We start from the raw sequence: 22,282 nt of genomic DNA, 5'->3' as shown, positions 1-22,282 counted from the left end.
TCTATTCCTTTGTGAGAAAAGCTTGCATCTGCAGGCTTTTTTGTTATATAGAAGCCTATAATCACGTTCGGCTGGGTAGATATCGATTTATTTTGCAGCTGCGTAATAAATCTATCATGATCACTCTATAAGCTAAGGTTTATCATATATAAGCTTATTAGGGTGTAAGTCGATGGATAAGTTGGATTGCTACTTTATTGGTCATATAGCTGAAGGGGAAACGCAGGTCTCTATCGTAAAACCTATCAGACATAATAATACTGCGTTTAGCTTTACTGAATCTTTGGGCGATTTTTTATACGAATTTGCAGAAAAGCATTTTTACTGCAAAAAAGGTGAAGAGATCGTTTTAATTGCTTGTTCAATTGATAGGCGTGAACTGGATAATGTTGATTTTTTGTCCCGTATTGATGAAAAATCTGATTATTACTTCAAAGAGCAGGGGACTATTCTTAAACGCCGCAAGGCAATTTCTTCTGATTCTATTGAATTATCTAAGCGTGTTTTCAGAGATCTTCATAAGACTCATCGTTTAATTTTGGATGGGAGGCGCTCCCGCTAATTTATGGTTAGTGGGTGTAAAAGCCATTTTAACTATAGATTCAAATTCCCATCTGATAACTGACATAGCTTTTAGCGATAACAGCAAAAGCAGTCATACCTGTTATACCCCAAACAAAAATCATCCGGCCTTCGCGTGATGCCTTGGATCTATTGGCTACATGCCAGACCGTCCATAGCTTTAGTATTACCATCAATAGCAATGCAACAAAAACCAATTTTTCGTTCGTACTCCAAATAACCATGATTATCGCGCCTATTAACATGTATTTACAAAGCATTATTAAGGATATAAGATGCTTTGTAAATACATTTTACGGTTTTAATTATGAACGAAACAACAAAAGAGCGTAAGGACAGACTTAATGAAATGCACAAAGCATGGATAGAAGTTACGTCTAGTGCATTGTCAGAGCTGCACAAAACTGACGGCTATAAAGGTGACAGTGATGATTATAGGGCGGTAGCATCAATACAAGAATACTCCTTGTCAGCAGCGGAGAGGTTGGATAAATAGTTACTTAGGCGTGTGAAGAATATAAAGATTGCTTACAGATTTTCAGAGGATTAACACTATGAAACGCTCAGAACACCTTATTCCCCTTAGCCATGACCATCATGTTGCGCTGGTTGTCGCTAATCGACTTAAATCGTCACTCAATCAGTTTGATCTAAAGGATGCTCTTGAATACTGGGAGGAGATTAGAGGGCAGTACAAACAGGATCTATTAGATCATTTTGAGGTTGAGGAGAATGAATTGTTACCTTTACTTGATGGAGTATCTGAAAAAGCGTCAATGCTCGCGATCAGCATAATTACGGATCATACTAAAATGCGCAATTTGTTATCTAGCAATGACTTGAACGCTGCGGGTGAGTTTGCTGAACTGCTGAAGAAGCATGTAAGGTTTGAAGAACGGGATCTGTTTCCGTGGTTGGAGACTCATTGTGACTTAGCGTCAGTCTCTGCTTTACATTGAAAAAGCGCGCATTAATTATGGATAGGATGAGCGCCGAGGTATTAAAGGGTGTTGAGTAGTTCAGCCCGCATTTTAGGATTTTTAAGTAGATCTTCTACGGTGTACTTCCTCAAAACATCGGTAAAAGCTTTTTGGGCTTCCGCCAAAGCACCTTGCAGGGAGCAAAAACCCGTTAAGCGGCACATCTGTTGGCCGCAGTTGATCAAAGGTTGTTCCCCTTCAGCTTGCACAACGATATCTGCCAAATTCATATCCGATGTGGGTCTGGCAAGTTTAATACCGCCATTCTTTCCACGGTATGTTGCCAAATAATCCGATTTAGAGAGTGCGTGCACAACTTTACGGAGATGCTCTATTGAGATTCCGTAGTAGTCAGCAATCTCTGCTAAGGTCACTAAGCGATCCTCATTTGTTGCAACAAAAAAAAGGACGCGTAGAGTGTAATCTGTAAATCGGCTTAATTGCATTGGCCCGGGCTTCTGGAAGATGTTTTGAAAATATACTTTACGCTGGAGCGATAAAGCAAGAAAAGTGTAAATAAATAATAAGTTAAGCCTCTTTGCTTGAAGTTTTTGTGCATACCTATATATAGAGTATTCCTATTAACTGGTTTTTCCTAAAGGCGTTTTTATGTACAAGCTATTGATTTTTGATTGGGATGGAACCGTGATTGATTCAGCTGCCCGTATTATTTCTAGTATGCAAGCTGCTGCGCGTGATTGTGATCTTCCGGTGCCTTCAGACAGCGCTGTCATGAATATTATTGGGTTAGGTCTGCCTGAAGCTATTCGTATCCTGATTCCTGGTATTGATGATGATGGAATAGATCGTATGCGTGTTCAGTATGGGCAGCATTTCTTAGGTGTAAATGAGACACCTACGCCACTTTTCGCGGGTGCCCAACATTCACTAGAGAGCATGCATAAAAAAGGCATGAGAATGGCTGTTGCGACAGGTAAGAGCCGTAGAGGATTAGATCGTGCATTTATCCAAACGGGTTTAGGTTATGTTTTTGAAACCTCACGCTGTGCAGATGAAACTATTTCAAAGCCTGACCCTCTAATGCTGGAAGAAATATTAGCCGAAACAGGTGTAGATCGTTCAGAAGCGCTAATGATTGGCGATACTGAATATGATCTTGATATGGGCAGGCGAGCAGGAATGGATGTTGTTGCTGTTAGTTATGGTGCGCATCACTTAGATCGGCTAAAAGGTTTTGATCCAGTTCTGGAGGTTCATAACTTCCCTGAACTAGAACAGTGGTTGGAAAATAAAGGCGTATTTGCCTAAAACAGGAGTCTTGTGTGTCAGATAATCCATGGAATGAAGAGGAAGGCCCAGCGTCATCGGCCAGTGATAAAAGTAAAACAGATTCAACTAATACCTCTGCAATTGATGCAGAAAGTAAATTAGGTCATGCGTTAGATAATGCTAAACAAGATAGCGCGAGTAAGAAAGAGTGGAAGCTTATAGAGAAAATGCTCAGCGGAATGTTTGTTGAGCAGCGTCGCGCCCGCCGCTGGGGAATTTTCTTTAAACTATTAACCTTTGGATATCTTTTTGCTTTGATGGGTATTCTGGTTATGAATAATGACTTTAAAGCTGAAGTCACTCCTGAACTGCACACCGCGGTTGTTGAAGTTAAAGGGCCAATTAGTGCGGATGAAGAAGCAAGTGCTGATGCTATCGTTTGGGCGTTACGCGAAGCATTCACAGAACCTAATGCGAAAGCGGTTATCTTGCGAATCAACAGCCCTGGTGGTAGCCCTGTACAATCTGGCTATATCTATGATGAGATAAAACGCTTAAGAGCGCTTTATCCTGAAAAGCCACTTTATGCGGTGATAAGTGATATCGGAGCTTCGGGTGCCTATTACATCGCTGCGGCGGCAGATTCTATCTACGCAGATAAAGCCAGCTTAGTTGGCTCTATCGGTGTTGTTGCTGGTGGGTTTGGGTTTGTAGATCTGATGGACAAAGTTGGGGTTGAGCGCCGCCTTTATACTGCGGGTGACCATAAAGCATTCCTAGATCCATACTCCCCAAGCGACAGCTCTGAGAAAGAGTTTTGGCAGGAAGTGCTGAATACAACGCATAAACAGTTCATTGAACAGGTGAAACTAGGTCGTGGTGATCGACTCAAAGATGATCCTAGAGTGTTTAGTGGATTGGTTTGGACAGGTGAGCAGGCTGTTGAACTAGGCTTGATTGATGGTTTAGGTAGTACCAGTTATGTTGCCAGAGAGATAGTGAAGGTTGAACATGTTGAAAATTACACACCTAAGCAGCAGCCTTGGAAGCAGATTGTAGATCAGTTAGGCGTAAGCTTTACCAAAGCAATCAGCAGTGAAATGGGTGTTTCTTCAGGCGTTCAGCTTCGTTAATCACTTATATTTCATCGTATAAGAGAAAGGAGGGCAGATGCCCTCCTTTTTTATTGCCTAATTTAATAGGTGCGGTGAGCATTTAAGGCTCACAACAGTATTAATCGGGTGTCTATAAAACATTAAACCCTTCGTTCTCGAGCAATCTAACCAGTCTTATAAGCGGTAAGCCCATTAATGTATTTGGGTCTTCCCCCTCTAACTTATCAAACAGTACGATTCCAAGTGCTTCTGATTTAAAGCTGCCCGCACAATTATAAGGCGTTTCTGCCCGTAAATAGTTTTCTATAACTTCGTCACTAAGATCGCGGAACTCTACATAGAAGGGCACTATTTCGCTTTGTATGTTTCCGGTCTTAGCATTAATTAATGCTAACCCGGTAAGAAACGTAACGCGATGACCGGAAAGCTTTTTTAGCTGTGCTACGGCATTTTCATGGGTATGGGGTTTGCCGAGTATCTCATTGTTTAGTACAGCAACTTGATCTGAACCGATGATTAAACAGTCATTCTCTGTTTCAGCAATTTTTTGCGCTTTTTCTACGGCTAATCTGGCAACTAAGTCTTCTGGTTTTTCGTCCTCAATGGCGGATTCATCTATATCTGGAGAAATACAGCTGTATTCCAGTTGAAGTTTGTCTAAAATCTGGCGACGAAAGGGCGAGCTAGATGCTAAAATCAGTTTTCTCATGTCATTTTTTAACCGTGAATATGTGAAGGCTCGAATATTAGCGGTTTTATTACATAATTAAACCCCAAAGTCTTTGACAGATGGGGTTTCGGGCCCTAGAATTGCGCGCTTATGTCAAACGGTCCATTACCTAACAAAGTAGATCCGCGAAAACTTGCTGAGCGGAACGTACGAATTACAGGCAAAGCCGATTTAATCGGTATGCCCAATCTTTGCCAATCTTTGATTGGAACAGATGGGAGTGTCGATGTTGATCTTCAATTTGCAGTAGCAGAAGAGGGTAGACGTATTCGTATGATTACTGGCAGCGCTACAGGTCATGTTTACATGACGTGTCAACGTTGTTTAGATCCAGTAGAGGTTACCGTAGAGGTAGATTTTAATCTTGGCTTAGCGGCCAGTGAGGAAGCTGCAAAACAGCTACCTCGAACTTTTGACCCCTTAATCATAGGGGATGAAGAGATTGAGTTGCTTTCTGTGGTTGAAGAAGAATTGATTTTGAGTCTTCCGACTGATGCTTATCATGACGATTGCTCGATCAAGACTTCATACGGCGATGCCGGGGCAGTGACAGAAGACAACGATAAACCGAATCCATTTAGTGTGTTGGCTCAATTAAAAGCCAGCAACAAATAGAAAGAACCAGGAGCTATTTAGTCATGGCAGTTCAGAAAAGTAAGAAGTCTCGTTCCCGTCGCGATATGCGTCGTTCACACGATGCGCTGGGTAACCCGACTCTATCTGTAGAAGCAACTACCGGTGAAACTCACCGTCGTCATCACGTTTCTGCTGACGGTTTTTACCGCGGTAAGCAAGTAGTTAAGCAAGACGACGAATAAGTTTGTCGAGTTACTACACTGTCGCAGTTGATGTGATGGGCGGGGACTTCGGTCCCCGCGTTACTATCCCCGCTACACTCCTTGCCTTAAAGCGTTATCCTCATCTATCCGTAAAACTTGTTGGCCATAGCAAAGCTATAACGCCTTATCTAACAGGCTTAAGCTCTGATGTTGCTTGTCGTGTGGATGTAGAGCATGCGCCTGATACTATCTCCATGTCAGAAAAGCCCTCTCGTACACTGAGAAGTGGTAAAGACTCTTCAATGTACAAAGCATTAAGTTTAGTTTCAGAGAATGAAGCTCAAGCTTGTGTCAGTGCAGGTAATACTGGCGCGCTCATGGTACTAGGACGCTATATTTTACGTACGCTTCCTGGGATTGATAGGCCTGCAATTATCTCTTCGGTACCTACTACGTCTGGTCACTGCTATTTGCTAGATTTAGGCGCCAACGTGGACTGTACTGCTGAGCATTTATTGCAGTTTGCTATTATGGGCTCGGTTATGGCTGAGGCAGTAGACGGCAATCAAGCACCTAAAGTCGCTTTGCTCAATATCGGCGAGGAAGAGGTCAAAGGCAATGAGCAAGTTAAACTCGCTTCTCGCTTAATTGAAGAGAAGGGTGGGCTAAATTATATTGGTTATGTCGAAGGTGATGACCTCTACAAGGGGGGCGCAGATGTTATTGTTTGTGATGGCTTTGTTGGCAATATCGCTTTAAAAAGTAGTGAAGGCTTGGCTCGCTTGATTGGCCAAGAGTTTCAATCCTGCTTTAAGAAGAATCTATATAGGCGTCTCTTGGCAATCTTGGCTAAGCCAGTTCTTAATGAGTTAAAAAAGCAGATTGATCCTTCTAGGCGTAACGGTGCAAGTCTTCTTGGGCTTCAGGGTATCGTCATAAAAAGTCACGGCTCAGCCAATGAGCAATGCTTTGGTTTTGCCTTAGATCAGGCTGTTGCAGAGATGGCGCAGAATGTTCCTAGTAAGATTAGTCACGAAATAGAGCATAAGCTCGCTTGAAACCGTCTATTTAAGTTTTAATTACCTCTAAATGTTGTAAACTAGCGTCCATTCGCCTGAATTCATCAGGTATCTATCTAATTGACGATTTGAGGAAGTCATGTCGCAAAATCTTGCTTTTGTTTTTCCGGGACAAGGCTCCCAACAAGTAGGCATGCTGGCAGAACTAGCTGAGCAACATTCCATTATCACTGACACATTTGCCGAAGCATCAGAAGTGCTTGGGTATGATCTATGGGATTTGGTACAGAGCGGTCCCGCTGAAGATCTAAATCAGACAGATAAAACACAACCCGCACTACTGACATCAGGTGTAGCGCTTTGGCGTTTATGGCAGCAGCAGGGCGGAGCAGCGCCAGCAGTTGTCGCTGGTCATAGCTTGGGTGAATACACTGCACTCGTTTGTGCCGGTGCAATTGACTTCAAAGATGGCGTTAAGCTGGTTAAGTTACGCGGTGAATTTATGCAGCAAGCGGTGCCTGCGGGTACGGGCGCTATGTCTGCGATTTTAGGTTTAGCTGATGATTTAATTGCTCAAGCATGCAAAGATGCAGAGCAAGGAGAAATAGTTTCTCCTGTAAATTATAACTGCCCCGGGCAGGTTGTAATTGCAGGTCATAAAGCCGCGGTTGAGCGCGCTATGGAGCTTTGTAAGGAAGCTGGCGCGAAACGCGCAATTCCTCTGCCAGTCAGTGTTCCTTCTCACTGCGAGCTAATGAAGCCCGCTGCTGAGAAAATGGCAGCAGAGCTAGCTAACATCGAAGTTAAAATGCCCGCTATTCAAGTTGTTCAAAATACAACGGCGGCGGCAGCGACAACTATTGATGAGTTGAAAGAAAATCTACTCTCTCAGTTGTACAGTCCTGTTCTTTGGACAGATAGTGTTCAAGGTATGATAGAGCAAGGCGTGGAAAATACAGTTGAATGTGGACCGGGTAAGGTTTTATCGGGTTTAAATAAAAAAATACATAGACCTTTGATTGTGGCTGCGATAAATGATGTGGCAGGTCTTGAAAAAGCCCTTAGCGCATAATCGGACGAGCAAGGAAATAGTAGAATGAGTATAGAAGGCAAAGTAGCGCTCGTTACGGGCGCAACACGTGGTATTGGTAAAGCGATTGCGCAAGAGTTAGGTAAGCAGGGCGCTATTGTTATCGGTACAGCCACAAGTGCTAACGGTGCAGAAGCAATCAGCGCATATTTATCTGAGTCTGGTATCAATGGTACTGGCTTGGTTTTAGATGTTGCTGATAGTGATTCTGTAACAAGTGTATTAAAAACTATTCAGGCCGACTTCGGTACGATCGAAGTGCTAGTAAATAATGCCGGCATTACGCGTGATAATATACTCATGCGCATGAAAGATGATGAGTGGGATTCAGTAATGAATACCAACCTTAATTCAGTCTTTCGACTTGTTAAAGGTTGCCTAAGAGGCATGACTAAAGCTCGCTGGGGTCGTATTATCAGTGTAAGTTCTGTTGTTGCTTCTATGGGTAATGCGGGTCAAGCAAACTATGCCGCGGCCAAATCGGGTATGGAAGGTTTTACTCGAGCGCTTGCACGTGAGGTTGGATCGCGTAATATTACGGTCAACTGTGTCGCACCCGGATTTATTGATACGGATATGACCAGTGGATTGGCTGATGAGCATAAAGAAGCTCTTAAGTCTCAGATCCCAATGAATCGTCTTGGACAACCAGAAGAAATTGCAGCCGTTGTTGGTTTTCTAGCCAGTCAAGGCGGTGGATATGTCACTGGTGAGTCGATTCAGGTCAATGGTGGCATGTATATGGGCTAAAACTAGCCCGAAGGAATTGTTTTTTCCTTCGAATTGTTGATAATGTGCCGTCAGGTAGAGAATGTTAACACTTTAGCTCAATTTTGCTTTTTTAAGCTTGATTTAGCTGGAGTGCTTTTAATAAAATTTCTTTCTGCATATCAAACCAGGTATGTGGTGTTAATAAGAAGATAGGAATAGATATGAGCAGCATTGAAGAGCGCGTAAAGAAAATCATCGCAGAGCAGCTAGGCGTTAAAGAAGAAGAAGTTACTCAAGAAGCTTCTTTCGTTGAAGATCTAGGCGCAGACTCTCTGGACACTGTTGAGCTAGTTATGGCTCTAGAAGAAGAATTTGAAACAGAGATTCCAGATGAAGAAGCTGAAAAAATTACTACAGTTCAGCTAGCTATCGATTACATCAACGCACACCAGTAATCGAATAAAGCAAGAATTTCTGACAAGCCGCCTATCTTAGATAGCGCGGCTTTTCTTTTGCCTGCAACTCTTATACCTTTGAGTAGGTTTTAATTATTGATGGAGATATTTAATGGCACGTAGACGTGTAGTCGTTACTGGTATGGGTATGTTGACGCCTATAGGTAACACAGTTGCTGAAACTTGGTCTCAGCTATTGTTAGGTAAAAGTGGTGCAGCGCCAATTACGCATTTTGACGCAACCCCCTTTGCTACTCGTTTTTCTTCATCAGTTAAAAACTTTGATGTGACTCAGTATATGAGTCAGAAAGATGCAAGAAAGATGGATCTGTTTATTCAGTATGGATTTGCTGCGGGTGTTCAGGCGATTGAAGATGCAGGGATTACTGTAACTGAGGAAAGTGCGCCTCGTATGGGCTGTGCTATTGGCTCAGGTATTGGCGGTTTGCCAATGATTGAAAAGAATGTCGACATTCTTAACACTTCAGGACCAAGACGGGTATCACCGTTCTTTGTGCCGGGAAGTATTACTAATATGATCGCAGGGAATTTGGCCATTAAATATGGTTTTAAAGGGCCTAATATAGCGATCACTACAGCTTGTACTACAGGCACGCACAATATTGGACAAGCGATGCGTATGATCCAGTATGGTGATGCCGACGTTATGCTTGCAGGCGGCTCTGAAATGGCGACAACGCCTTTGGGGATTGCCGGATTTTCCGCTGCAAGAGCACTATCTACACGAAATGACGATCCAGAACTGGCAAGCAGGCCTTGGGATGAAGATCGTGACGGCTTTGTCTTAGGTGATGGGGCTGGGATTTTAGTACTTGAAGAATATGAACATGCCAAAGCTAGGGGCGCAGAGATCTATTGTGAGTTAGCTGGTTTTGGTATGAGTGATGATGCTTATCATATGACTGCGCCGCCTGAAAGTGGCGAAGGTGCAGCTTTGTCTATGCAGAACTCTATCAATGATGCTGAAGTTGAGCTGGGTAAGATCCATTATATCAATGCACATGGTACATCTACGCCTGCGGGCGATATTGCTGAGTCCAATGCAGCGAAGCGCGTGTTAGGGCAAGCCGCAGATAACGTAAGGATGAGCTCAACCAAATCTATGATAGGCCACCTCCTTGGTGCAGCTGGTGCGGTAGAGGCTATTTTCTGCGTCAAAGCACTTCAGCAGCAGGTTGCGCCGCCAACAATTAATTTAGATAACCCTTCCGAAGGCTGTGATCTGAATTATGTGCCGCACACTCCGCAGGAATGTAATATTGAAGTAGCACTTTCCAACTCATTTGGGTTCGGTGGTACTAACGCTTCATTGGTCTTTAGAAAATTATAAGTTGTAACGATTGAGTATTAGCAAGGTTGGGCATGCAAGACGTCTGGATTAATGGAGTTAAATCAAACCAAGTGGGGGTCAGTGATAGGGGCTTGAGCTATGGTGATGGTTTATTTGAAACTATCGCGATATCGGATAGTCATCCAGAGTTGCTTGATGCGCACTTTAAGAGGCTCGCGCTAGGTCTAGATCGCTTAGGCTTTCCTGATGATGTTATTGGCTTGATTAAGCGCGATCTATCTACGATCTGTCTTCCTCGTGATGCCGTATTAAAAATAACAGTGACTCGCGGTGTTGGGCTTAGAGGTTATGCGTTACCCCCCAAAACCAAAGCTACTCGTATTATTTCTATTTCTAAGCGCCCCCCATTGTCCGATAACTCAGAGAAAGGCGTTGCTGTAAGGCTCTGTAGCTATCGCTTACCTATTAATCCGGTCTTAGCACAAATCAAGCATTTAAATCGCTTAGATCAGGTTATGGCTCGAAGTGAGTGGGGTGATCAATCAATACCAGAGGGTATTGTCTTAGATGCGGAAGGTTACGTTGTTGAAGGTACAATGAGCAATCTATTCTGGGTTGCCTCTGGAATAGTTTATACGCCTTTAATTGATCGATGCGGTGTAAAAGGGGTTATGCGTGACCATCTTCTGTCTATTATGCAAAATGAAAAAATAGCCGTTGAGCAAGTGCGATCAGCTCCAGATGCATTACTGCAGGCGGATGAGGTCTTTATCTGTAACAGTTTGATTGGGATATGGCCTGTCATTCGAATTGATGATCGAAGACATGTTATTGGGTCAATGACCCGAAAATTACAACAGTTGTTAAGCAGGAAGTAAGTAGTTGAAGAAAATATTTTCAGTTTTCGTTGTCTTGATAGCTCTGGTAGGTGCCATGGCTTATGGGGTGTATCTTGATTACAACAAGTATCTAGAATCTCCAGTTGAAGCCCCCGGCAATACTATTATTCATGTAAAGAAAGGCATGCCTTTCAATAGTTTAGTTGCTGAACTTAAACGTAAAGATCTAATTGTTAATGAGTTGTATCTGAAATTGTATGCTCGGCATACTGGCTTAGGGCGGAAGATTAAAGCGGGTGAATATCGTATAGATTCACAAATGACCGCAGTGCAGGTGATGGAGATATTAACTTCTGGGCGCTCAATCACTTATAACTTTACTATCGTTGAAGGTAGTACTTACAAGCAGCTTTTAGCAGCGATTTCGGCTAATGAATATCTTAAAAATGATACTGAAGGACTTTCACTAGAAGAGCTGCTTAAGCAAGTAGGTGCAGAGAAAACTCACCCTGAAGGGCTTTTTCTTGCTGAAACTTATAGCTTTGAGAAAAACAGTTCAGCTATAAAATTACTTAAGCGTGCGCATCAGATGCTTAATAAGAAGCTTGATGAGGAGTGGCAAGCACGCAATACAAAATTACCTTACAAATCGGCCTATGAAGCGTTAATTATGGCTTCTATCGTTGAAAAAGAGACAGCAAGGGCCGATGAGCGCCCAATCATTGCTGGAGTTTTTGTGAGGCGATTGAATAAAAGGATGAGGCTTCAGACTGACCCTACTGTGATATACGGTATGGGTGACGCTTATAAAGGAAATATTAGACGTTCTGATTTGCGTAAGCCGACACCTTATAATACTTATACAATACCAGCGTTACCTCCTACACCGATTGCTATGGTGGGACCTGAGGCTATTATCGCAGCGCTTAACCCATCGGATGGCAAAGCCCTTTATTTCGTGGCTAAAGGGGATGGGAGTCATTATTTCTCCGCCAGTTTGAGGGAGCATAATAATGCGGTTAGGAAGTATCAGCTATCAAGACGTAAAGATTACCGTTCTTCACCTTAATATTTTAAAAGTGTGTATCCATGAATAAGACGCGTATAGGCCGCTTCATCACTGTTGAAGGAACTGAAGGGGTTGGAAAATCAACAAATATAGATTTTTTATGTCGTTTGCTAAAAGAGCAGGGCATAGAGATTGTTCTTACGCGAGAACCTGGAGGAACACCCCTAGCAGAAGAGCTGCGTGAACTGCTGCTCACTCCAAGAGAGGAGCGAGTAAGCCAAGATACTGAGTTATTGCTAATGTTTGCAGCAAGAGCACAGCATATTGAAAATGTTATACGCCCTGCGCTTGAAAGAGGTGCATGGGTTGTGAGTGATCGTTTTACCGATGCTACATTTGCTTATCAGGGCGGAGGCAGAGGTGTAGATATACAAAGTATTAAACTTTTAGAAAAGTTGGTACAGCATGATCTACACCCTGATTTGACCCTTCTTCTTGATCTTGATGTTGAGGTGGGTTTAAAACGGGCATCAGCCCGCAGCGCACCCGATCGATTTGAACAGGAAAAGTTGGAGTTTTTTGGTAAGGTGCGGTCTGCTTATCTTCAGCGAGCGGAAAATGAGCCTCAGCGTTTCGCAGTTATTGATGCTGCAGTGCCTCTAGAGAATGTTCAGCAGCAAATTTCAGTGGCCCTTTCTCGGTATTTGAGTAATTAAATAATGTCGAATCTCGTCACACTTCATCCTTGGTTTGAAGCCCGCGTTCAGCACTTAGCAAAGCTTCATAATGATGGACGTTTGCCTCATGCATTATTGCTTCACGGCATGCCTGGCATAGGTAAAGCTGATTTTGCAAAAGCTTTTGCGCAAATGTTGCTTTGCCAGCAACCTATAGATGGAAAGGCTTGCGGTCATTGTAAGCCTTGTGAACTTAATGCGGCGGGCAGTCATCCGGATCTTTTTCTGCTAGCACCCGATGAGCCAGGCAAACAATTAAAAGTTGATCAGGTTCGCGCATTAAACGAGTTTATTTACAGCACGGCTCAACAAGGCGGCTATAGAGTTGTTATTCTGAATCCTGCTGATTCAATGAATACTGCTTCGGCGAACGCTTTATTGAAGATGTTAGAAGAGCCCGGAGCTGATACCCTGATTCTTTTACTGACCTCTAAAATAGGTCAGCTGTTACCTACAATAAAAAGTCGTTGTCAGCATATTGAGTGTCATCCGCCGGCGGAGCATGAAGCGATACAGTGGTTGATGAATGCTTCTGATCTTGATGAAGACCGAGCCAAAAGCATACTGCACATAAATCTAGGTGCACCTATGGAGGCTCTCGCTTATATAGAAAATGGCCTGAATGACCAGCGTGCACAACTCGTTCGTGGTTTGGCTGATATACTTAAACAGCGACGTACTGCTCTTGAGGTTGCGCAAAGCTGGAATAAGCTAGATTTAGAGCTGATCTTAGGGTGGTTCTACAGCTTGCTTATTGATGCTGCACGCGGAGCTGTTTGTGAAACCGGGGATGTAATCCGGCAAGATGACGCACGTAACATGCTTAATGCGGTTGCTAAAAAAACTAACCCCGTTAAAATCTTTAAATTAGCAGACAAAGTTCATGAAGAGCGAAAAGCTATACTGTTAAGGCAGAACCCAAATAAACAGTTATTGCTTGAGTGCATCCTACTCGAATGGGCAGCATTGCTCAATTAAGGAGAAAAGAACCATATGGTTGCTGTACCCCGTTTAAGCCATGGCATTTTATCGTTAACGATAAATAACAAAGAAGAGCTATATCAGGCTTATCTTCCGTACATCATGAATGGTGGCCTTTTTATTCCAACCCTTCGTTCATACCATCTGGGTGAAGAAGTGTTTATGTTGCTCGAGCTTATGGAAGAGGGTGATAAAATTCCTGTTACCGGTAAAGTGGTTTGGGTGACACCTAAGGGCGCACAAGGCGGACGTACCCCCGGCATTGGCATACAGCTTTCTCCTGATGATTCCACTCTCGTGAATAAAATCGAAAATTATCTTGCTGGCGCACTTAATTCTGACCGCAAGACCAACGCACTGTAACGATCACTTACCTTATGTTTATTGATTCACACTGTCACTTGGACAGGATTGACCTGTCCCCGTATAACGATGATTTCGCTTTAATGTTGCAAGCAGCAACAGACCGTAAGATTGATAAAATGCTTTGCGTTTCTATCGACCTTAAGGGATTTAAACCTATGTATTCGCTCATTGAGGGGCATGAAAATGTATTCGCCTCTGTAGGGGTGCATCCATTAAGTGCAGCAGAAGAGCAAGTATCAGTCATCGACCTTATCGATAAAGCATCACTTGAGAAGGTTGTAGCGATCGGTGAAACGGGTTTGGATTATTTTTATCAGACAGATACAAAAGAACTTCAACAAACCAGCTTTAAAAACCATCTGATTGCTGCGGGTGAGTTAGGTTTGCCGACGATTATCCATACACGTGAAGCGCAGCAAGATACCTTATCAATGATAAAAGAGTTCGGTAATTTAGACTCTGCAGGCGTTTTGCACTGTTTTACTGAAAGCTTGGAGATGGCTAAAGCTGCGCTTGATCTAAATTATATGATCTCTTTTTCTGGCATTATCACGTTCAGAAATGCGAGTGATCTGCGTGATGTCGTTAAAGAAGTGCCGCTAGATAAGATCCTGATTGAGACAGATGCCCCATATTTAGCACCTGTCCCTCATCGCGGGAAGAAGAACGAACCTAAGTATGTCGTTGAGGTTGCACAATGTATTGCCGACCTTAAAGGAATCTCGGTCGAAGAGGTCGCAGAAGTGACTAGCAATAACTTTTATTCACTTTTCAATAAAGCGCATAAATAAAGAATGCTTCATTATCCTCCGGTTAATTATATTGAGCCTGTTTTTCGCCCACCAAGTGAGGCGAACTCGCTTATATTGCAGGTAACCAATGGTTGCAGTTGGAATAATTGTACCTTCTGTGAGATGTATACAGATCCGCAGAAAAAGTTTCGGCCAAAGCCGCAGGATGAGATTCTTAAAGAGATCCAGGCCTGTGCAGCTTCGCTGGGTGCTGTAAGGCGAGTCTTTTTAGCGGACGGTGATGCAATGGCTCTGTCATTCGCACGTTTGAAGACTATTCTGCTCGCGATAAAGGAGTATCTGCCGTCGGTAAGTCGGGTATCCTCCTATTGTTTACCCCGAAACCTTAAAAAGAAGAGCGTTGAAGAGCTAGCAGAACTACAAGCGTTAGGACTCGAGCTTTTATATGTTGGTGCCGAGAGTGGTAATGATCATATCTTATCTAAAATAGATAAGGGTGAAACTTATAACACGACTGTTGATGCACTACATAAGATCAAAGCAGCAGGAATTAAATCCTCGGTCATGATTATTAATGGCATGGGTGGCGCTAACTTTAGTGAACAGCATGCAATTGATTCAGCGCGCTTAGTTAACGAGACTCAACCTGAATATTTAGCCACATTGGTGCTTTTCTTTAGGCAGGGTGAAGAGCATTTCCGTAAAGAATTTGGCGATGATTTTGTTATGTCTTCGCAGATGCAGCTTATACAAGAGATGGAGCTTTTTCTTTCACATCTAGAATTAGAGAAAACAATTTTTAGAAGTGACCACGCTTCCAATTATCTCGTTCTTAAAGGAGTGCTTGGTCGGGATAAACCCAAGCTACTCTCCATGATTCAACGTGCGCTAAGTCAGGATAGTAGTGTTTTTCTTCGCGCAGACTCCTTACGGGGTCTATGATTTCATAAGTATTGCTCAAGATGTGAGCATGCATCTATAGCGCAGGTAAGAATAGTGCTAAAGAAATAATTACTTACCTTTGCATGGTTGTTATACTTTCGTATCAATTATTCTTAATTCGTCTAAGAATATTTCAAGAGGTTTATAAGGTATGAGACGTCCTGTTCGTATAGCCGTTACTGGCGCCGCTGGTGCAATTAGCTACAGCTTATTATTTAAAATTGCAGCTGGAGAGATGATGGGTAAAGATCAGCCCGTTATTCTTCAATTAATTGAATTGCCCCATGCAATGAATTCTCTTCGCGGTGTTGCGATGGAGTTGATGGATTGTGCCTACCCGTTATTACACACCATTACTTTACATGACAATGTAGAAGACGGATTCAGTAATGCTCACTATGCTTTACTTGTAGGGGCTAAGCCTCGCGGTCCTGGTATGGAGCGCCGCGACCTTCTTGAAGAGAATGCGGAAATATTTGCGCGTCAGGGTAAAGCACTAAATGATTTTGCCAACAGTGATGTAAAAGTACTTGTTACGGGTAATCCGGCAAATACAAACGCACTGATTGCTAGCCGAAATGCACCTAAATTAAGCCCGTCTCAGTTTACCTGCTTAACACGTTTAGACCATAACCGTGCTAAGGGTATTTTGGCCAATCACTGTGGTGCGACTACTCGTGATATTGGCGGTATTATGATTTGGGGTAACCATTCTCCAACTCAGTACCCAGATCTACATCAAGCGACAATTCTTGGTAAACCAGCAATGGCTCAAATTGATACTGCATGGTATCGAGACGAGTTTATACCTAAAGTTCAGAAGCGTGGCGGTGAAATCATCGATGCACGTGGGCTTTCAAGTGCAGCTTCAGCAGCGCAAGCGATCGTCGATCAGATGCGCGATTGGGTACTGGGTACAGACCCAGGCGAAATTATCAGCATGGGTATTCTTAGTGATGGTAGCTACGGTATTACAAAAGGGATCTTCTATTCGTTCCCTGTGCGTTGTAACTATGGTCGCTACCAGATTGTTCATGATATCGAAGTAGGGGATTTCAGCCGACAGCGTTTAACTGCCACTGAGCAGGAGCTATTGGATGAGAAGGCGGTTGTTGACCATCTTCTTCCTAAAGAGACAGAAGAGTCTCATCAGAACCTATCTATCTGCCTGCGTTCGGGCATTACGCTATATGCTGATAATACTGGGCCTGATGCTGATAGTAAGTTTATGACAACAAACAGGGTTATGTAGAACAGATATTCTTGTTCATGCTCTGCTAAAATGCCCCTTCAAACAAGGGGCATTTTTTATGGTTGAAATTCTTACTGTTACTACTCATAAACAAGGGCTTGTAGAATTCACTGCGCTGTTAGAAGATTTAGTATCACAAGCTAAAATTGATAGTGGCATCTGTAATCTCCACATACAGCATACGAGTGCAAGCTTAGTAATACAGGAGAATGCAGATCCAAGCGCTAAAGCTGATTTAGAAAACTGGATTAACAGATTAGTGCCTGAAGGGGATCGTTTGTATACCCATGTCTATGAAGGCTTGGATGTACGGGTTATATAAGTTATTAATATCGAGTATGTGCATATAAGATTTATATGGACATTGACTCAGCTAAGATCTGTCGAATCGAATTAAGCATTTGAACTGTTTCGTTATCTCCAGCTGCCTCAATCTCTTCTGTTTGTGAAAATAATTCCTCTATAGTTTGAGCTTCACAATGTATATGAGGATGAAGTGTGATTGATGAGGAAGCAGATAAATCGATAGCAATACTTTCACCATCTTTCGCACCTAAGTGGTTGAGAAAGTCTTTTGGAAGTGAAATAGCCTGATCATCAGATGCAAGAGCTTTAATGGTTTTCATCTGGTTATCCTATAAGTGAGGCTGGTTTATCAAATGCCTAAGCTTCAGGAAGCTAGACGTTATATGAAAATCGCTGGTTGATTTGAACAAGCCTAGTAATAATCCCCAATACATTAATTGCTTTCGAAAGCAGATCAGTTACCTGATTTCGAACTAGCGGGAAGGCGAAGCGACTATAACTAATTAGCTGATTGAGAGAGCTAAGCTAGCAGAGTACAAAGTGGTAATTCGGATACTACTATCTTGTTAATAAGATAGTAGTTATTCTGTATCAAACTCATTATTCTAACGGCTGAAGAGTTGTTTCGGGCTTCAATTCTACCTCATAGAGTAGCTCGATAATTGGTTCTATATTGAGGTGCTCTGGAGCATTTTTACTATATACGGCGTACACAGAACGTTTCACGGTTTTAACCCTTTCTATCAAATGCAATTGTCCTTCTTGAAGATAGGTTTCTAATTGGCTCATCGGCAAGAAAGCAGCTCCCCCGTTTGTTAATAAAAATTCTAATGCTATTTGGCTTTGTTCGGTATGCAGTACAGGTGCTACTGGTTTTTTAAATAGCTTTGCATGCTTCATATTGAATGCTGTGCCCCAATCTACAAATACATAACCAATATCATAAATATCGCTGAATTTAGCCCCCATTTTATTGGTCACTAAAGCGAGCTCAATTTGACCAATTTTATTGGTCTTAAGCTCGGCCAAACTAGGAGGGTCCAGCACTACAGCCATATCTAGCCTTCCAGCGATTAACGCTCTAGTTAGCTCTAAATGAGAGTTGATTTCCGTTCTTATAGATATCTGAGGAAAAGCTTCGGCCAATTTGGGGAGAGTGGATTGAAGAAAGGTTCCCCATAAATTAGAAATACCGCCTAGAGATAGATGCATCTCTTGCTGTTCCGGAAGACCTACATCCTGAAGTGCAATCTGCCACGAAGCAAGAATGTTCTCTGCATGAGGAATTAGCCGTTCCCCGGCGCTTGTCAGCATAATGTTATTTCGTTGCCTAGAAAATAAAGGCAGCCCAACTAACTCTTCTAACTGACGTATCCGAAAGCTGACCGCTGACTGCGTTAGGTATAAGTTTTCCGCTGTTTTCCCAAAGTGCCTTGTTTTAGAAACCTCTAGGAACGTTCTAAGCAAACCTATATCCATAATTCTTCCATAAAAAAAATCGATTGAAATGATAAAAAAACATCGTTTTACAGTTAATAACACTGCGTTAATAATTGCAACTGAAGGTTAACAAGCCAATTTGGCTCCTTTAAAGGGTGTTTGGGTCTAACAATGTTTCAAGTAGCGTTTTTGACTGAAAGTAGTTTCAGTGATCATCAAAATTATCCAGATGGGTTCTGTAAAAGTGATGCCTTTTCCGCAGAAGAGGCGGCATTACTCGAAAAACATGGTCATGCGTATTCTGCTTTCGCTAAAGGGCATAGAGAACCGATTGTGCTTATTGAAAGGCAGTTTGTGGATTTTTGTAAGGGGGGGAAACTACCTTCAAATATTCATGAGCGAACGTGGTTCCATTATGTCTCTAAGGCTGCTGGTTTGTAGTTAGATTTTAAATAACTTAAGACTAAAGCCGCCTATGAACGAGAGTTTTCTTTTACATAGGCTGCTTTTTTTTTGATCTTTTTTAACTGATTAAAATTTTAAATCGATATTTGGTGTAGAAATGAAAATTTGCTTTTTGATGTATCCATGGGAACGAATTTCACCTGAAAGTGACACCACTTTAAGGATGATCCATGAGGCTGCTTCTAGAGGCCATACAGTCGCTCTGACTACACCAAATAGTCTGACTGTCAGGGATAGCGAGGCGCATGCTTTTTGTAATGTTTTGAAGCGCGATACAAAGCTGAGCAGCAATATACCGTCTTTTTATCGTAAGGCTGAATTTAAACGGTGCAAACTGCCGTTAGCTGGTTTTGACGTGATCATTATGCGTGCTAATCCACCTCTGGATACAGTGGCGCTGAACTTTTTAGATTCGGTTCGAAACGATGTGTTCATTATGAATGATATTGATGGTCTGCGCGTTGCAAACAATAAACTTTATCCAGCTTCATTTAGTGGTGATGCATGCCGATTTGTACCTGCGACTCATGTATCAAAAAATCGTGAATACCTAGAACAAGTGTTAAAGGATTCGCCGACTGAAAAAATGATTATGAAGCCTCTAAATGGGTTTGGTGGTCAGGGCGTTATCGTCATTGAGAAAAATGCGAGACAGAACTTCAGATCGTTATTGGATTTCTATATAGGGTCAGGTGATGCGAGCAACTATGTCATTTTACAAGAGTATGTGACAGGTGCTGATCAAGGTGATGTGCGCATTCTTATGTTGAATGGTGAGCCTATAGGCGCTATGCGTCGCGTCCCTGCTGGAGATGATGTCCGTTCTAATATCCACGCAGGGGGTAAAGAGGTTAAGCACCATCTTACTAAGGAAGAGAAAGAGCTTTGTCGCGCTATAGGACCGCAATTGGTTCGTGATGGGCTCTATTTTGTTGGGCTCGATGTGATTAATGGAAAGTTGATCGAGGTGAACGTACTTAGCCCAGGTGGTATCACCCGTATTAATCGTCTTAATAGAGTGAAACTGCAATGCAAAGTTATCAACTTTATTGAGAATGTTGTCTCAGCTAAAGAGATGGTTTTGGAGCGTAAGAGCGCTTTCAGAAAGGTAATAGATGATGCAGAAACTGTCTGAAAAAGAGATTTTAAAATTAATCTCTGAAGGTGCTTTCTTCGAATGTGAGCATCAAGATGGAGCCTTTTCTTTGAAAGTTGAGGCATATACCCCAGCGGTTTGTGCTGCTGTTCATGACGGCCACAATTTTAGTCAAGAGTTGGTGTCATTTTGTTCATTATCTGACGAAAACAGGCTTTATGAAGAAGACCCTTACACGGGCGAGTTGATTGAATCTATGCCCATTACATTAATTGGTAAAGATTCTAGATATGAGTACGACCTCAATAGGCCGTTGGCAAGGTGCATCTATACCAAGGCTTGGGGAAAAGATGTTTGGGTGAAGAGTCTGCCAAAGAGCTTGAGACGAAAAAGTATAGAGAAACACAAAGCTTTTTACCGCGTATTGGATGCGTTAGTCGCAAAAGTGGAAGAACTTTTTGGTGCTTGTATCGTATTTGACGTGCATTCCTACAATTACAAACGAATTGAAAGGGATACGCCTACTTTTAACGTTGGGACTGAGCAAATTGATATTGATCGTTGGGGACGCGTACTTGATAAGTTCCGCTCTTCAATGAGTAAGCTTGAGTTATCAAATGATACTGTTACGGCAAACTTGGATGATGTTTTCTATGGGCGTGGCTATCTTATTTCTCACATTAACAGTCGATACGAAAATACCTTAGTCATTCCTTGTGAAGTCAAAAAAGTTTTCATGGATGAACTCTCTGGAGAAAAATATCCAATTGTTTTGGATGAATTAAAGTCCGGCTTTAAACATGTTCTAACTGATATAGGGGCATATTTCGCAAGAGCGCATTCTAAAAAACCGAGGTTGCGCCGCTTAGATATGCTGTCGTCCAAATTGGATCCAGCAATTATCAAAGTGGATAAAGAACTGGCTAAATTAGCTAAGGGTATGGAGACCCTCAATTATATTAATCCGGTCAATATTGCGCAGGAAAAACGTAAGTTCTTAGCGAAGAAAGGTAATTATCAACCTGAATTTAGATACAAACCTTTGGCTATTAATCCTTATGAGTTTCGAGAAAAACTCTATCGTTTACCTGTAGATAAAATTCGAGACGTTGGTATTCAGAAGATGTATTGCCAAGTGATCGATGGTTTATCTAGCAAGATCGATTTATTGGTAAATGCGGGTAGTTCCCAGTTTGTTTATAGCTCATTGCGGTATTACGGCGAACCAAGTTTAGAAGATGAGGCCAATGCTCAATTCCTTTTACACGCGGCTAAATATGATCCGGAAACTGATAAGCGTATAGATGCCGCTGAAGCCGTGGAGTATTTCCGTTTGAAGGCTTCCGATTGGGGTATGAAGTGCAAAGTTGAGCTTTCCTCAAAAATAGTTGCTTCCGCAATGGTTTCCGGTGCAAAGCGTACCTTGTTCGTGAATAAAGACGCTTTATTAACAGAAACAGAAGTAAACGCATTAGCGCACCATGAATTAGGCGTGCATATGGCGACTACTTTAAATGCTGCATCTCAGCCTTTAAAAGTTTTTTCATTGGGTCTACCTGGTAACACGATGACTCAAGAAGGGTTAGCAATCCTTAACGAATTCCATAGCGGAAATATGTGCTTAACACGATTGCAGGGGCTAGCGCTCAGAGTTATCGCTGTGAAGGAGATGCTTAAGTATGGTGATTTTCGTCATACCTATAGCTACTTACACGAAGAGATGAAAATGCCAACAGATGATGCATTTAAGTTATCTGTCCGCGTTCATCGTAGCGGTGGTTTCACTAAGGACTATTTGTACCTTCGAGGTGTTAGTGAGGCCCTAAGGCTTTATAAGGATTGTGATATCAGCAGCTTATATGTTGGTAAAACGGGTTTTGCTTACCTCGGTATCATTAACGAACTGATAGAAAGAGAGCTTATTGCTAAGCCACAGTTTGTGCCTGAATACCTAGCTAAGCCCGAATTTGTCTCAGATATTTTGAATTACCTTGTTTCCTCTATTAAGCCTACAGCTCCTGTTTGCTTAATGGATAACTTGTGCGGTGACTTACGAGGCATTGCATAGGATCCTTTGGCAGCACCTTTCGGTAA

At 42.4% G+C, this 22,282-nt stretch carries 29 protein-coding genes; 24 read left to right on the top strand and 5 right to left on the bottom strand.

Annotation, left to right across the window (positions count from 1 at the left end; translation table 11 throughout):
• Positions 1–172: 172 nt before the first annotated feature.
• On the top strand, positions 173–562 hold the full coding sequence (locus B4K11_RS16725) for a hypothetical protein (RefSeq protein WP_292948896.1): 390 nt from the start codon (positions 173–175) through the stop codon (positions 560–562).
• A 40-nt stretch (positions 563–602) separates the two neighbouring features.
• Here B4K11_RS16725 and B4K11_RS16720 read toward each other — a convergent pair whose 3' ends face one another.
• Entirely contained in the window at positions 603–806 is a 204-nt protein-coding gene (locus B4K11_RS16720; protein ID WP_292948898.1) for a hypothetical protein, read from the bottom strand.
• 83 nt (positions 807–889) lie between these two features.
• Between B4K11_RS16720 and B4K11_RS16715 the strand changes: the two genes are divergently transcribed.
• Both B4K11_RS16715 and B4K11_RS16710 read left to right on the top strand, forming a co-directional pair.
• Positions 890–1,078 (top strand): hypothetical protein, encoded by a 189-nt coding sequence (locus B4K11_RS16715; RefSeq protein ID WP_292948900.1) that lies wholly within the window; start codon positions 890–892, stop codon positions 1,076–1,078.
• A 58-nt stretch (positions 1,079–1,136) separates the two neighbouring features.
• Positions 1,137–1,541, top strand: a complete 405-nt coding sequence (locus B4K11_RS16710; RefSeq protein ID WP_292948901.1) for a hypothetical protein — start codon at positions 1,137–1,139, stop codon at positions 1,539–1,541.
• 41 nt (positions 1,542–1,582) lie between these two features.
• On the opposite strand, the gene B4K11_RS16705 is transcribed toward B4K11_RS16710, so the two are convergent.
• Complete coding sequence (locus B4K11_RS16705) at positions 1,583–2,008, bottom strand: RrF2 family transcriptional regulator (RefSeq protein ID WP_292948903.1); 426 nt, start codon at positions 2,006–2,008, stop codon at positions 1,583–1,585.
• 163 nt (positions 2,009–2,171) lie between these two features.
• Between B4K11_RS16705 and B4K11_RS16700 the strand changes: the two genes are divergently transcribed.
• Both B4K11_RS16700 and B4K11_RS16695 read left to right on the top strand, forming a co-directional pair.
• On the top strand, positions 2,172–2,831 hold the full coding sequence (locus tag B4K11_RS16700; RefSeq protein ID WP_292948905.1) for an HAD-IA family hydrolase: 660 nt from the start codon (positions 2,172–2,174) through the stop codon (positions 2,829–2,831).
• A 14-nt stretch (positions 2,832–2,845) separates the two neighbouring features.
• Positions 2,846–3,925, top strand: coding sequence for a S49 family peptidase (locus tag B4K11_RS16695; protein WP_414689203.1), 1,080 nt, complete (start codon positions 2,846–2,848; stop codon positions 3,923–3,925).
• Between the two features lie 112 nt (positions 3,926–4,037).
• On the opposite strand, the gene B4K11_RS16690 is transcribed toward B4K11_RS16695, so the two are convergent.
• Entirely contained in the window at positions 4,038–4,616 is a 579-nt protein-coding gene (locus B4K11_RS16690) for a Maf family protein (RefSeq protein WP_292948907.1), read from the bottom strand.
• A 111-nt stretch (positions 4,617–4,727) separates the two neighbouring features.
• Here B4K11_RS16690 and B4K11_RS16685 point away from each other — a divergent pair, with 111 nt between their 5' ends.
• The 16 genes from B4K11_RS16685 (at position 4,728) to B4K11_RS16610 (ending at position 17,203) form a co-directional block, all read left to right on the top strand.
• Positions 4,728–5,252: a YceD family protein gene (locus tag B4K11_RS16685; RefSeq protein ID WP_292948908.1), complete on the top strand. Its 525-nt coding sequence runs from the start codon at positions 4,728–4,730 to the stop codon at positions 5,250–5,252.
• A gap of 23 nt (positions 5,253–5,275) precedes the next feature.
• Positions 5,276–5,455 (top strand): 50S ribosomal protein L32, encoded by a 180-nt coding sequence (gene rpmF / locus B4K11_RS16680; RefSeq protein ID WP_292948910.1) that lies wholly within the window; start codon positions 5,276–5,278, stop codon positions 5,453–5,455.
• Between the two features lie 2 nt (positions 5,456–5,457).
• Positions 5,458–6,474, top strand: coding sequence for a phosphate acyltransferase PlsX (plsX, locus tag B4K11_RS16675; RefSeq protein WP_292959465.1), 1,017 nt, complete (start codon positions 5,458–5,460; stop codon positions 6,472–6,474).
• Positions 6,475–6,574: 100 nt separating this feature from the next.
• Positions 6,575–7,507 (top strand): ACP S-malonyltransferase, encoded by a 933-nt coding sequence (gene fabD / locus B4K11_RS16670; RefSeq protein WP_292950321.1) that lies wholly within the window; start codon positions 6,575–6,577, stop codon positions 7,505–7,507.
• Between the two features lie 24 nt (positions 7,508–7,531).
• Positions 7,532–8,275: a 3-oxoacyl-ACP reductase FabG gene (fabG, locus tag B4K11_RS16665; protein ID WP_292950320.1), complete on the top strand. Its 744-nt coding sequence runs from the start codon at positions 7,532–7,534 to the stop codon at positions 8,273–8,275.
• A 182-nt stretch (positions 8,276–8,457) separates the two neighbouring features.
• Positions 8,458–8,691 carry an acyl carrier protein gene (acpP, locus tag B4K11_RS16660; RefSeq protein ID WP_067864849.1) on the top strand — a complete coding sequence of 78 codons (234 nt, stop codon included), beginning with the start codon at positions 8,458–8,460 and terminating at the stop codon, positions 8,689–8,691.
• Positions 8,692–8,803: 112 nt separating this feature from the next.
• Positions 8,804–10,042, top strand: a complete 1,239-nt coding sequence (gene fabF, locus B4K11_RS16655) for a beta-ketoacyl-ACP synthase II (protein WP_292950319.1) — start codon at positions 8,804–8,806, stop codon at positions 10,040–10,042.
• A gap of 32 nt (positions 10,043–10,074) precedes the next feature.
• Complete coding sequence (gene pabC / locus B4K11_RS16650; RefSeq protein WP_292950318.1) at positions 10,075–10,881, top strand: aminodeoxychorismate lyase; 807 nt, start codon at positions 10,075–10,077, stop codon at positions 10,879–10,881.
• 4 nt (positions 10,882–10,885) lie between these two features.
• Entirely contained in the window at positions 10,886–11,911 is a 1,026-nt protein-coding gene (gene mltG, locus B4K11_RS16645) for an endolytic transglycosylase MltG (RefSeq protein ID WP_292950317.1), read from the top strand.
• Between the two features lie 20 nt (positions 11,912–11,931).
• Complete coding sequence (gene tmk, locus B4K11_RS16640; protein ID WP_292950316.1) at positions 11,932–12,567, top strand: dTMP kinase; 636 nt, start codon at positions 11,932–11,934, stop codon at positions 12,565–12,567.
• A gap of 3 nt (positions 12,568–12,570) precedes the next feature.
• Entirely contained in the window at positions 12,571–13,566 is a 996-nt protein-coding gene (locus B4K11_RS16635) for a DNA polymerase III subunit delta' (protein WP_292950315.1), read from the top strand.
• Positions 13,567–13,581: 15 nt separating this feature from the next.
• Positions 13,582–13,932 (top strand): PilZ domain-containing protein, encoded by a 351-nt coding sequence (locus tag B4K11_RS16630; protein ID WP_292950314.1) that lies wholly within the window; start codon positions 13,582–13,584, stop codon positions 13,930–13,932.
• 14 nt (positions 13,933–13,946) lie between these two features.
• On the top strand, positions 13,947–14,726 hold the full coding sequence (locus tag B4K11_RS16625; RefSeq protein ID WP_292950313.1) for a TatD family hydrolase: 780 nt from the start codon (positions 13,947–13,949) through the stop codon (positions 14,724–14,726).
• A gap of 3 nt (positions 14,727–14,729) precedes the next feature.
• Positions 14,730–15,629, top strand: a complete 900-nt coding sequence (locus B4K11_RS16620; RefSeq protein ID WP_292950312.1) for a radical SAM protein — start codon at positions 14,730–14,732, stop codon at positions 15,627–15,629.
• Between the two features lie 151 nt (positions 15,630–15,780).
• Complete coding sequence (locus tag B4K11_RS16615; RefSeq protein WP_292950311.1) at positions 15,781–16,881, top strand: malate dehydrogenase; 1,101 nt, start codon at positions 15,781–15,783, stop codon at positions 16,879–16,881.
• A gap of 58 nt (positions 16,882–16,939) precedes the next feature.
• A complete protein-coding gene (locus tag B4K11_RS16610; RefSeq protein WP_292950310.1) occupies positions 16,940–17,203 on the top strand; it encodes a secondary thiamine-phosphate synthase enzyme YjbQ in 264 nt (87 codons plus the stop codon).
• A gap of 31 nt (positions 17,204–17,234) precedes the next feature.
• On the opposite strand, the gene B4K11_RS16605 is transcribed toward B4K11_RS16610, so the two are convergent.
• Positions 17,235–17,507 (bottom strand): hypothetical protein, encoded by a 273-nt coding sequence (locus B4K11_RS16605; RefSeq protein ID WP_292950309.1) that lies wholly within the window; start codon positions 17,505–17,507, stop codon positions 17,235–17,237.
• 280 nt (positions 17,508–17,787) lie between these two features.
• Positions 17,788–18,666 (bottom strand): LysR family transcriptional regulator, encoded by an 879-nt coding sequence (locus tag B4K11_RS16600; RefSeq protein WP_348703087.1) that lies wholly within the window; start codon positions 18,664–18,666, stop codon positions 17,788–17,790.
• A gap of 132 nt (positions 18,667–18,798) precedes the next feature.
• Between B4K11_RS16600 and maoP the strand changes: the two genes are divergently transcribed.
• The 3 genes from maoP (at position 18,799) to B4K11_RS16580 (ending at position 22,256) form a co-directional block, all read left to right on the top strand.
• Positions 18,799–19,068 carry a DUF413 domain-containing protein gene (maoP, locus tag B4K11_RS16590; protein ID WP_292950308.1) on the top strand — a complete coding sequence of 90 codons (270 nt, stop codon included), beginning with the start codon at positions 18,799–18,801 and terminating at the stop codon, positions 19,066–19,068.
• Between the two features lie 121 nt (positions 19,069–19,189).
• The gene (gshB, locus tag B4K11_RS16585; RefSeq protein WP_292950307.1) at positions 19,190–20,227 is read left to right on the top strand and encodes a glutathione synthase; all 1,038 of its coding nucleotides are present in this window, start codon (positions 19,190–19,192) and stop codon (positions 20,225–20,227) included.
• Positions 20,208–22,256 (top strand): flavohemoglobin expression-modulating QEGLA motif protein, encoded by a 2,049-nt coding sequence (locus tag B4K11_RS16580; protein WP_292950306.1) that lies wholly within the window; start codon positions 20,208–20,210, stop codon positions 22,254–22,256. Before gshB ends, B4K11_RS16580 begins: the two co-directional genes overlap by 20 nt.
• Positions 22,257–22,282: the final 26 nt, after the last annotated feature.

The organism is Neptuniibacter sp. UBA6509 (assembly GCA_002435145.1).
In the GTDB taxonomy this organism is placed as follows: Bacteria; Pseudomonadota; Gammaproteobacteria; order Pseudomonadales; family Balneatricaceae; genus Neptuniibacter.
The sequence above is the reverse complement of the archived record's forward strand: the minus strand, read 5'-3'. Positions and strand labels throughout refer to the sequence as shown.

Coding starts and splice junctions, on each gene's coding strand:
- B4K11_RS16685 (WP_292948908.1), top strand. CDS start 4,728: ATGTCAAACGGTCCATTACCTAACAAAGTAGATCCGCGAAAACTTGCT.
- B4K11_RS16625 (WP_292950313.1), top strand. CDS start 13,947: ATGTTTATTGATTCACACTGTCACTTGGACAGGATTGACCTGTCCCCG.
- fabG (WP_292950320.1), top strand. CDS start 7,532: ATGAGTATAGAAGGCAAAGTAGCGCTCGTTACGGGCGCAACACGTGGT.
- B4K11_RS16580 (WP_292950306.1), top strand. CDS start 20,208: ATGATGCAGAAACTGTCTGAAAAAGAGATTTTAAAATTAATCTCTGAA.
- acpP (WP_067864849.1), top strand. CDS start 8,458: ATGAGCAGCATTGAAGAGCGCGTAAAGAAAATCATCGCAGAGCAGCTA.
- B4K11_RS16635 (WP_292950315.1), top strand. CDS start 12,571: ATGTCGAATCTCGTCACACTTCATCCTTGGTTTGAAGCCCGCGTTCAG.
- B4K11_RS16610 (WP_292950310.1), top strand. CDS start 16,940: ATGGTTGAAATTCTTACTGTTACTACTCATAAACAAGGGCTTGTAGAA.
- B4K11_RS16630 (WP_292950314.1), top strand. CDS start 13,582: ATGGTTGCTGTACCCCGTTTAAGCCATGGCATTTTATCGTTAACGATA.
- rpmF (WP_292948910.1), top strand. CDS start 5,276: ATGGCAGTTCAGAAAAGTAAGAAGTCTCGTTCCCGTCGCGATATGCGT.
- B4K11_RS16620 (WP_292950312.1), top strand. CDS start 14,730: ATGCTTCATTATCCTCCGGTTAATTATATTGAGCCTGTTTTTCGCCCA.
- B4K11_RS16715 (WP_292948900.1), top strand. CDS start 890: ATGAACGAAACAACAAAAGAGCGTAAGGACAGACTTAATGAAATGCAC.
- B4K11_RS16720 (WP_292948898.1), bottom strand. CDS start 806: ATGGTTATTTGGAGTACGAACGAAAAATTGGTTTTTGTTGCATTGCTA.
- B4K11_RS16700 (WP_292948905.1), top strand. CDS start 2,172: ATGTACAAGCTATTGATTTTTGATTGGGATGGAACCGTGATTGATTCA.
- fabF (WP_292950319.1), top strand. CDS start 8,804: ATGGCACGTAGACGTGTAGTCGTTACTGGTATGGGTATGTTGACGCCT.
- B4K11_RS16600 (WP_348703087.1), bottom strand. CDS start 18,666: ATGGATATAGGTTTGCTTAGAACGTTCCTAGAGGTTTCTAAAACAAGG.
- B4K11_RS16605 (WP_292950309.1), bottom strand. CDS start 17,507: ATGAAAACCATTAAAGCTCTTGCATCTGATGATCAGGCTATTTCACTT.
- gshB (WP_292950307.1), top strand. CDS start 19,190: ATGAAAATTTGCTTTTTGATGTATCCATGGGAACGAATTTCACCTGAA.
- maoP (WP_292950308.1), top strand. CDS start 18,799: ATGTTTCAAGTAGCGTTTTTGACTGAAAGTAGTTTCAGTGATCATCAA.
- tmk (WP_292950316.1), top strand. CDS start 11,932: ATGAATAAGACGCGTATAGGCCGCTTCATCACTGTTGAAGGAACTGAA.
- fabD (WP_292950321.1), top strand. CDS start 6,575: ATGTCGCAAAATCTTGCTTTTGTTTTTCCGGGACAAGGCTCCCAACAA.
- pabC (WP_292950318.1), top strand. CDS start 10,075: ATGCAAGACGTCTGGATTAATGGAGTTAAATCAAACCAAGTGGGGGTC.
- B4K11_RS16615 (WP_292950311.1), top strand. CDS start 15,781: ATGAGACGTCCTGTTCGTATAGCCGTTACTGGCGCCGCTGGTGCAATT.
- B4K11_RS16705 (WP_292948903.1), bottom strand. CDS start 2,008: ATGCAATTAAGCCGATTTACAGATTACACTCTACGCGTCCTTTTTTTT.
- B4K11_RS16710 (WP_292948901.1), top strand. CDS start 1,137: ATGAAACGCTCAGAACACCTTATTCCCCTTAGCCATGACCATCATGTT.
- B4K11_RS16725 (WP_292948896.1), top strand. CDS start 173: ATGGATAAGTTGGATTGCTACTTTATTGGTCATATAGCTGAAGGGGAA.
- B4K11_RS16690 (WP_292948907.1), bottom strand. CDS start 4,616: ATGAGAAAACTGATTTTAGCATCTAGCTCGCCCTTTCGTCGCCAGATT.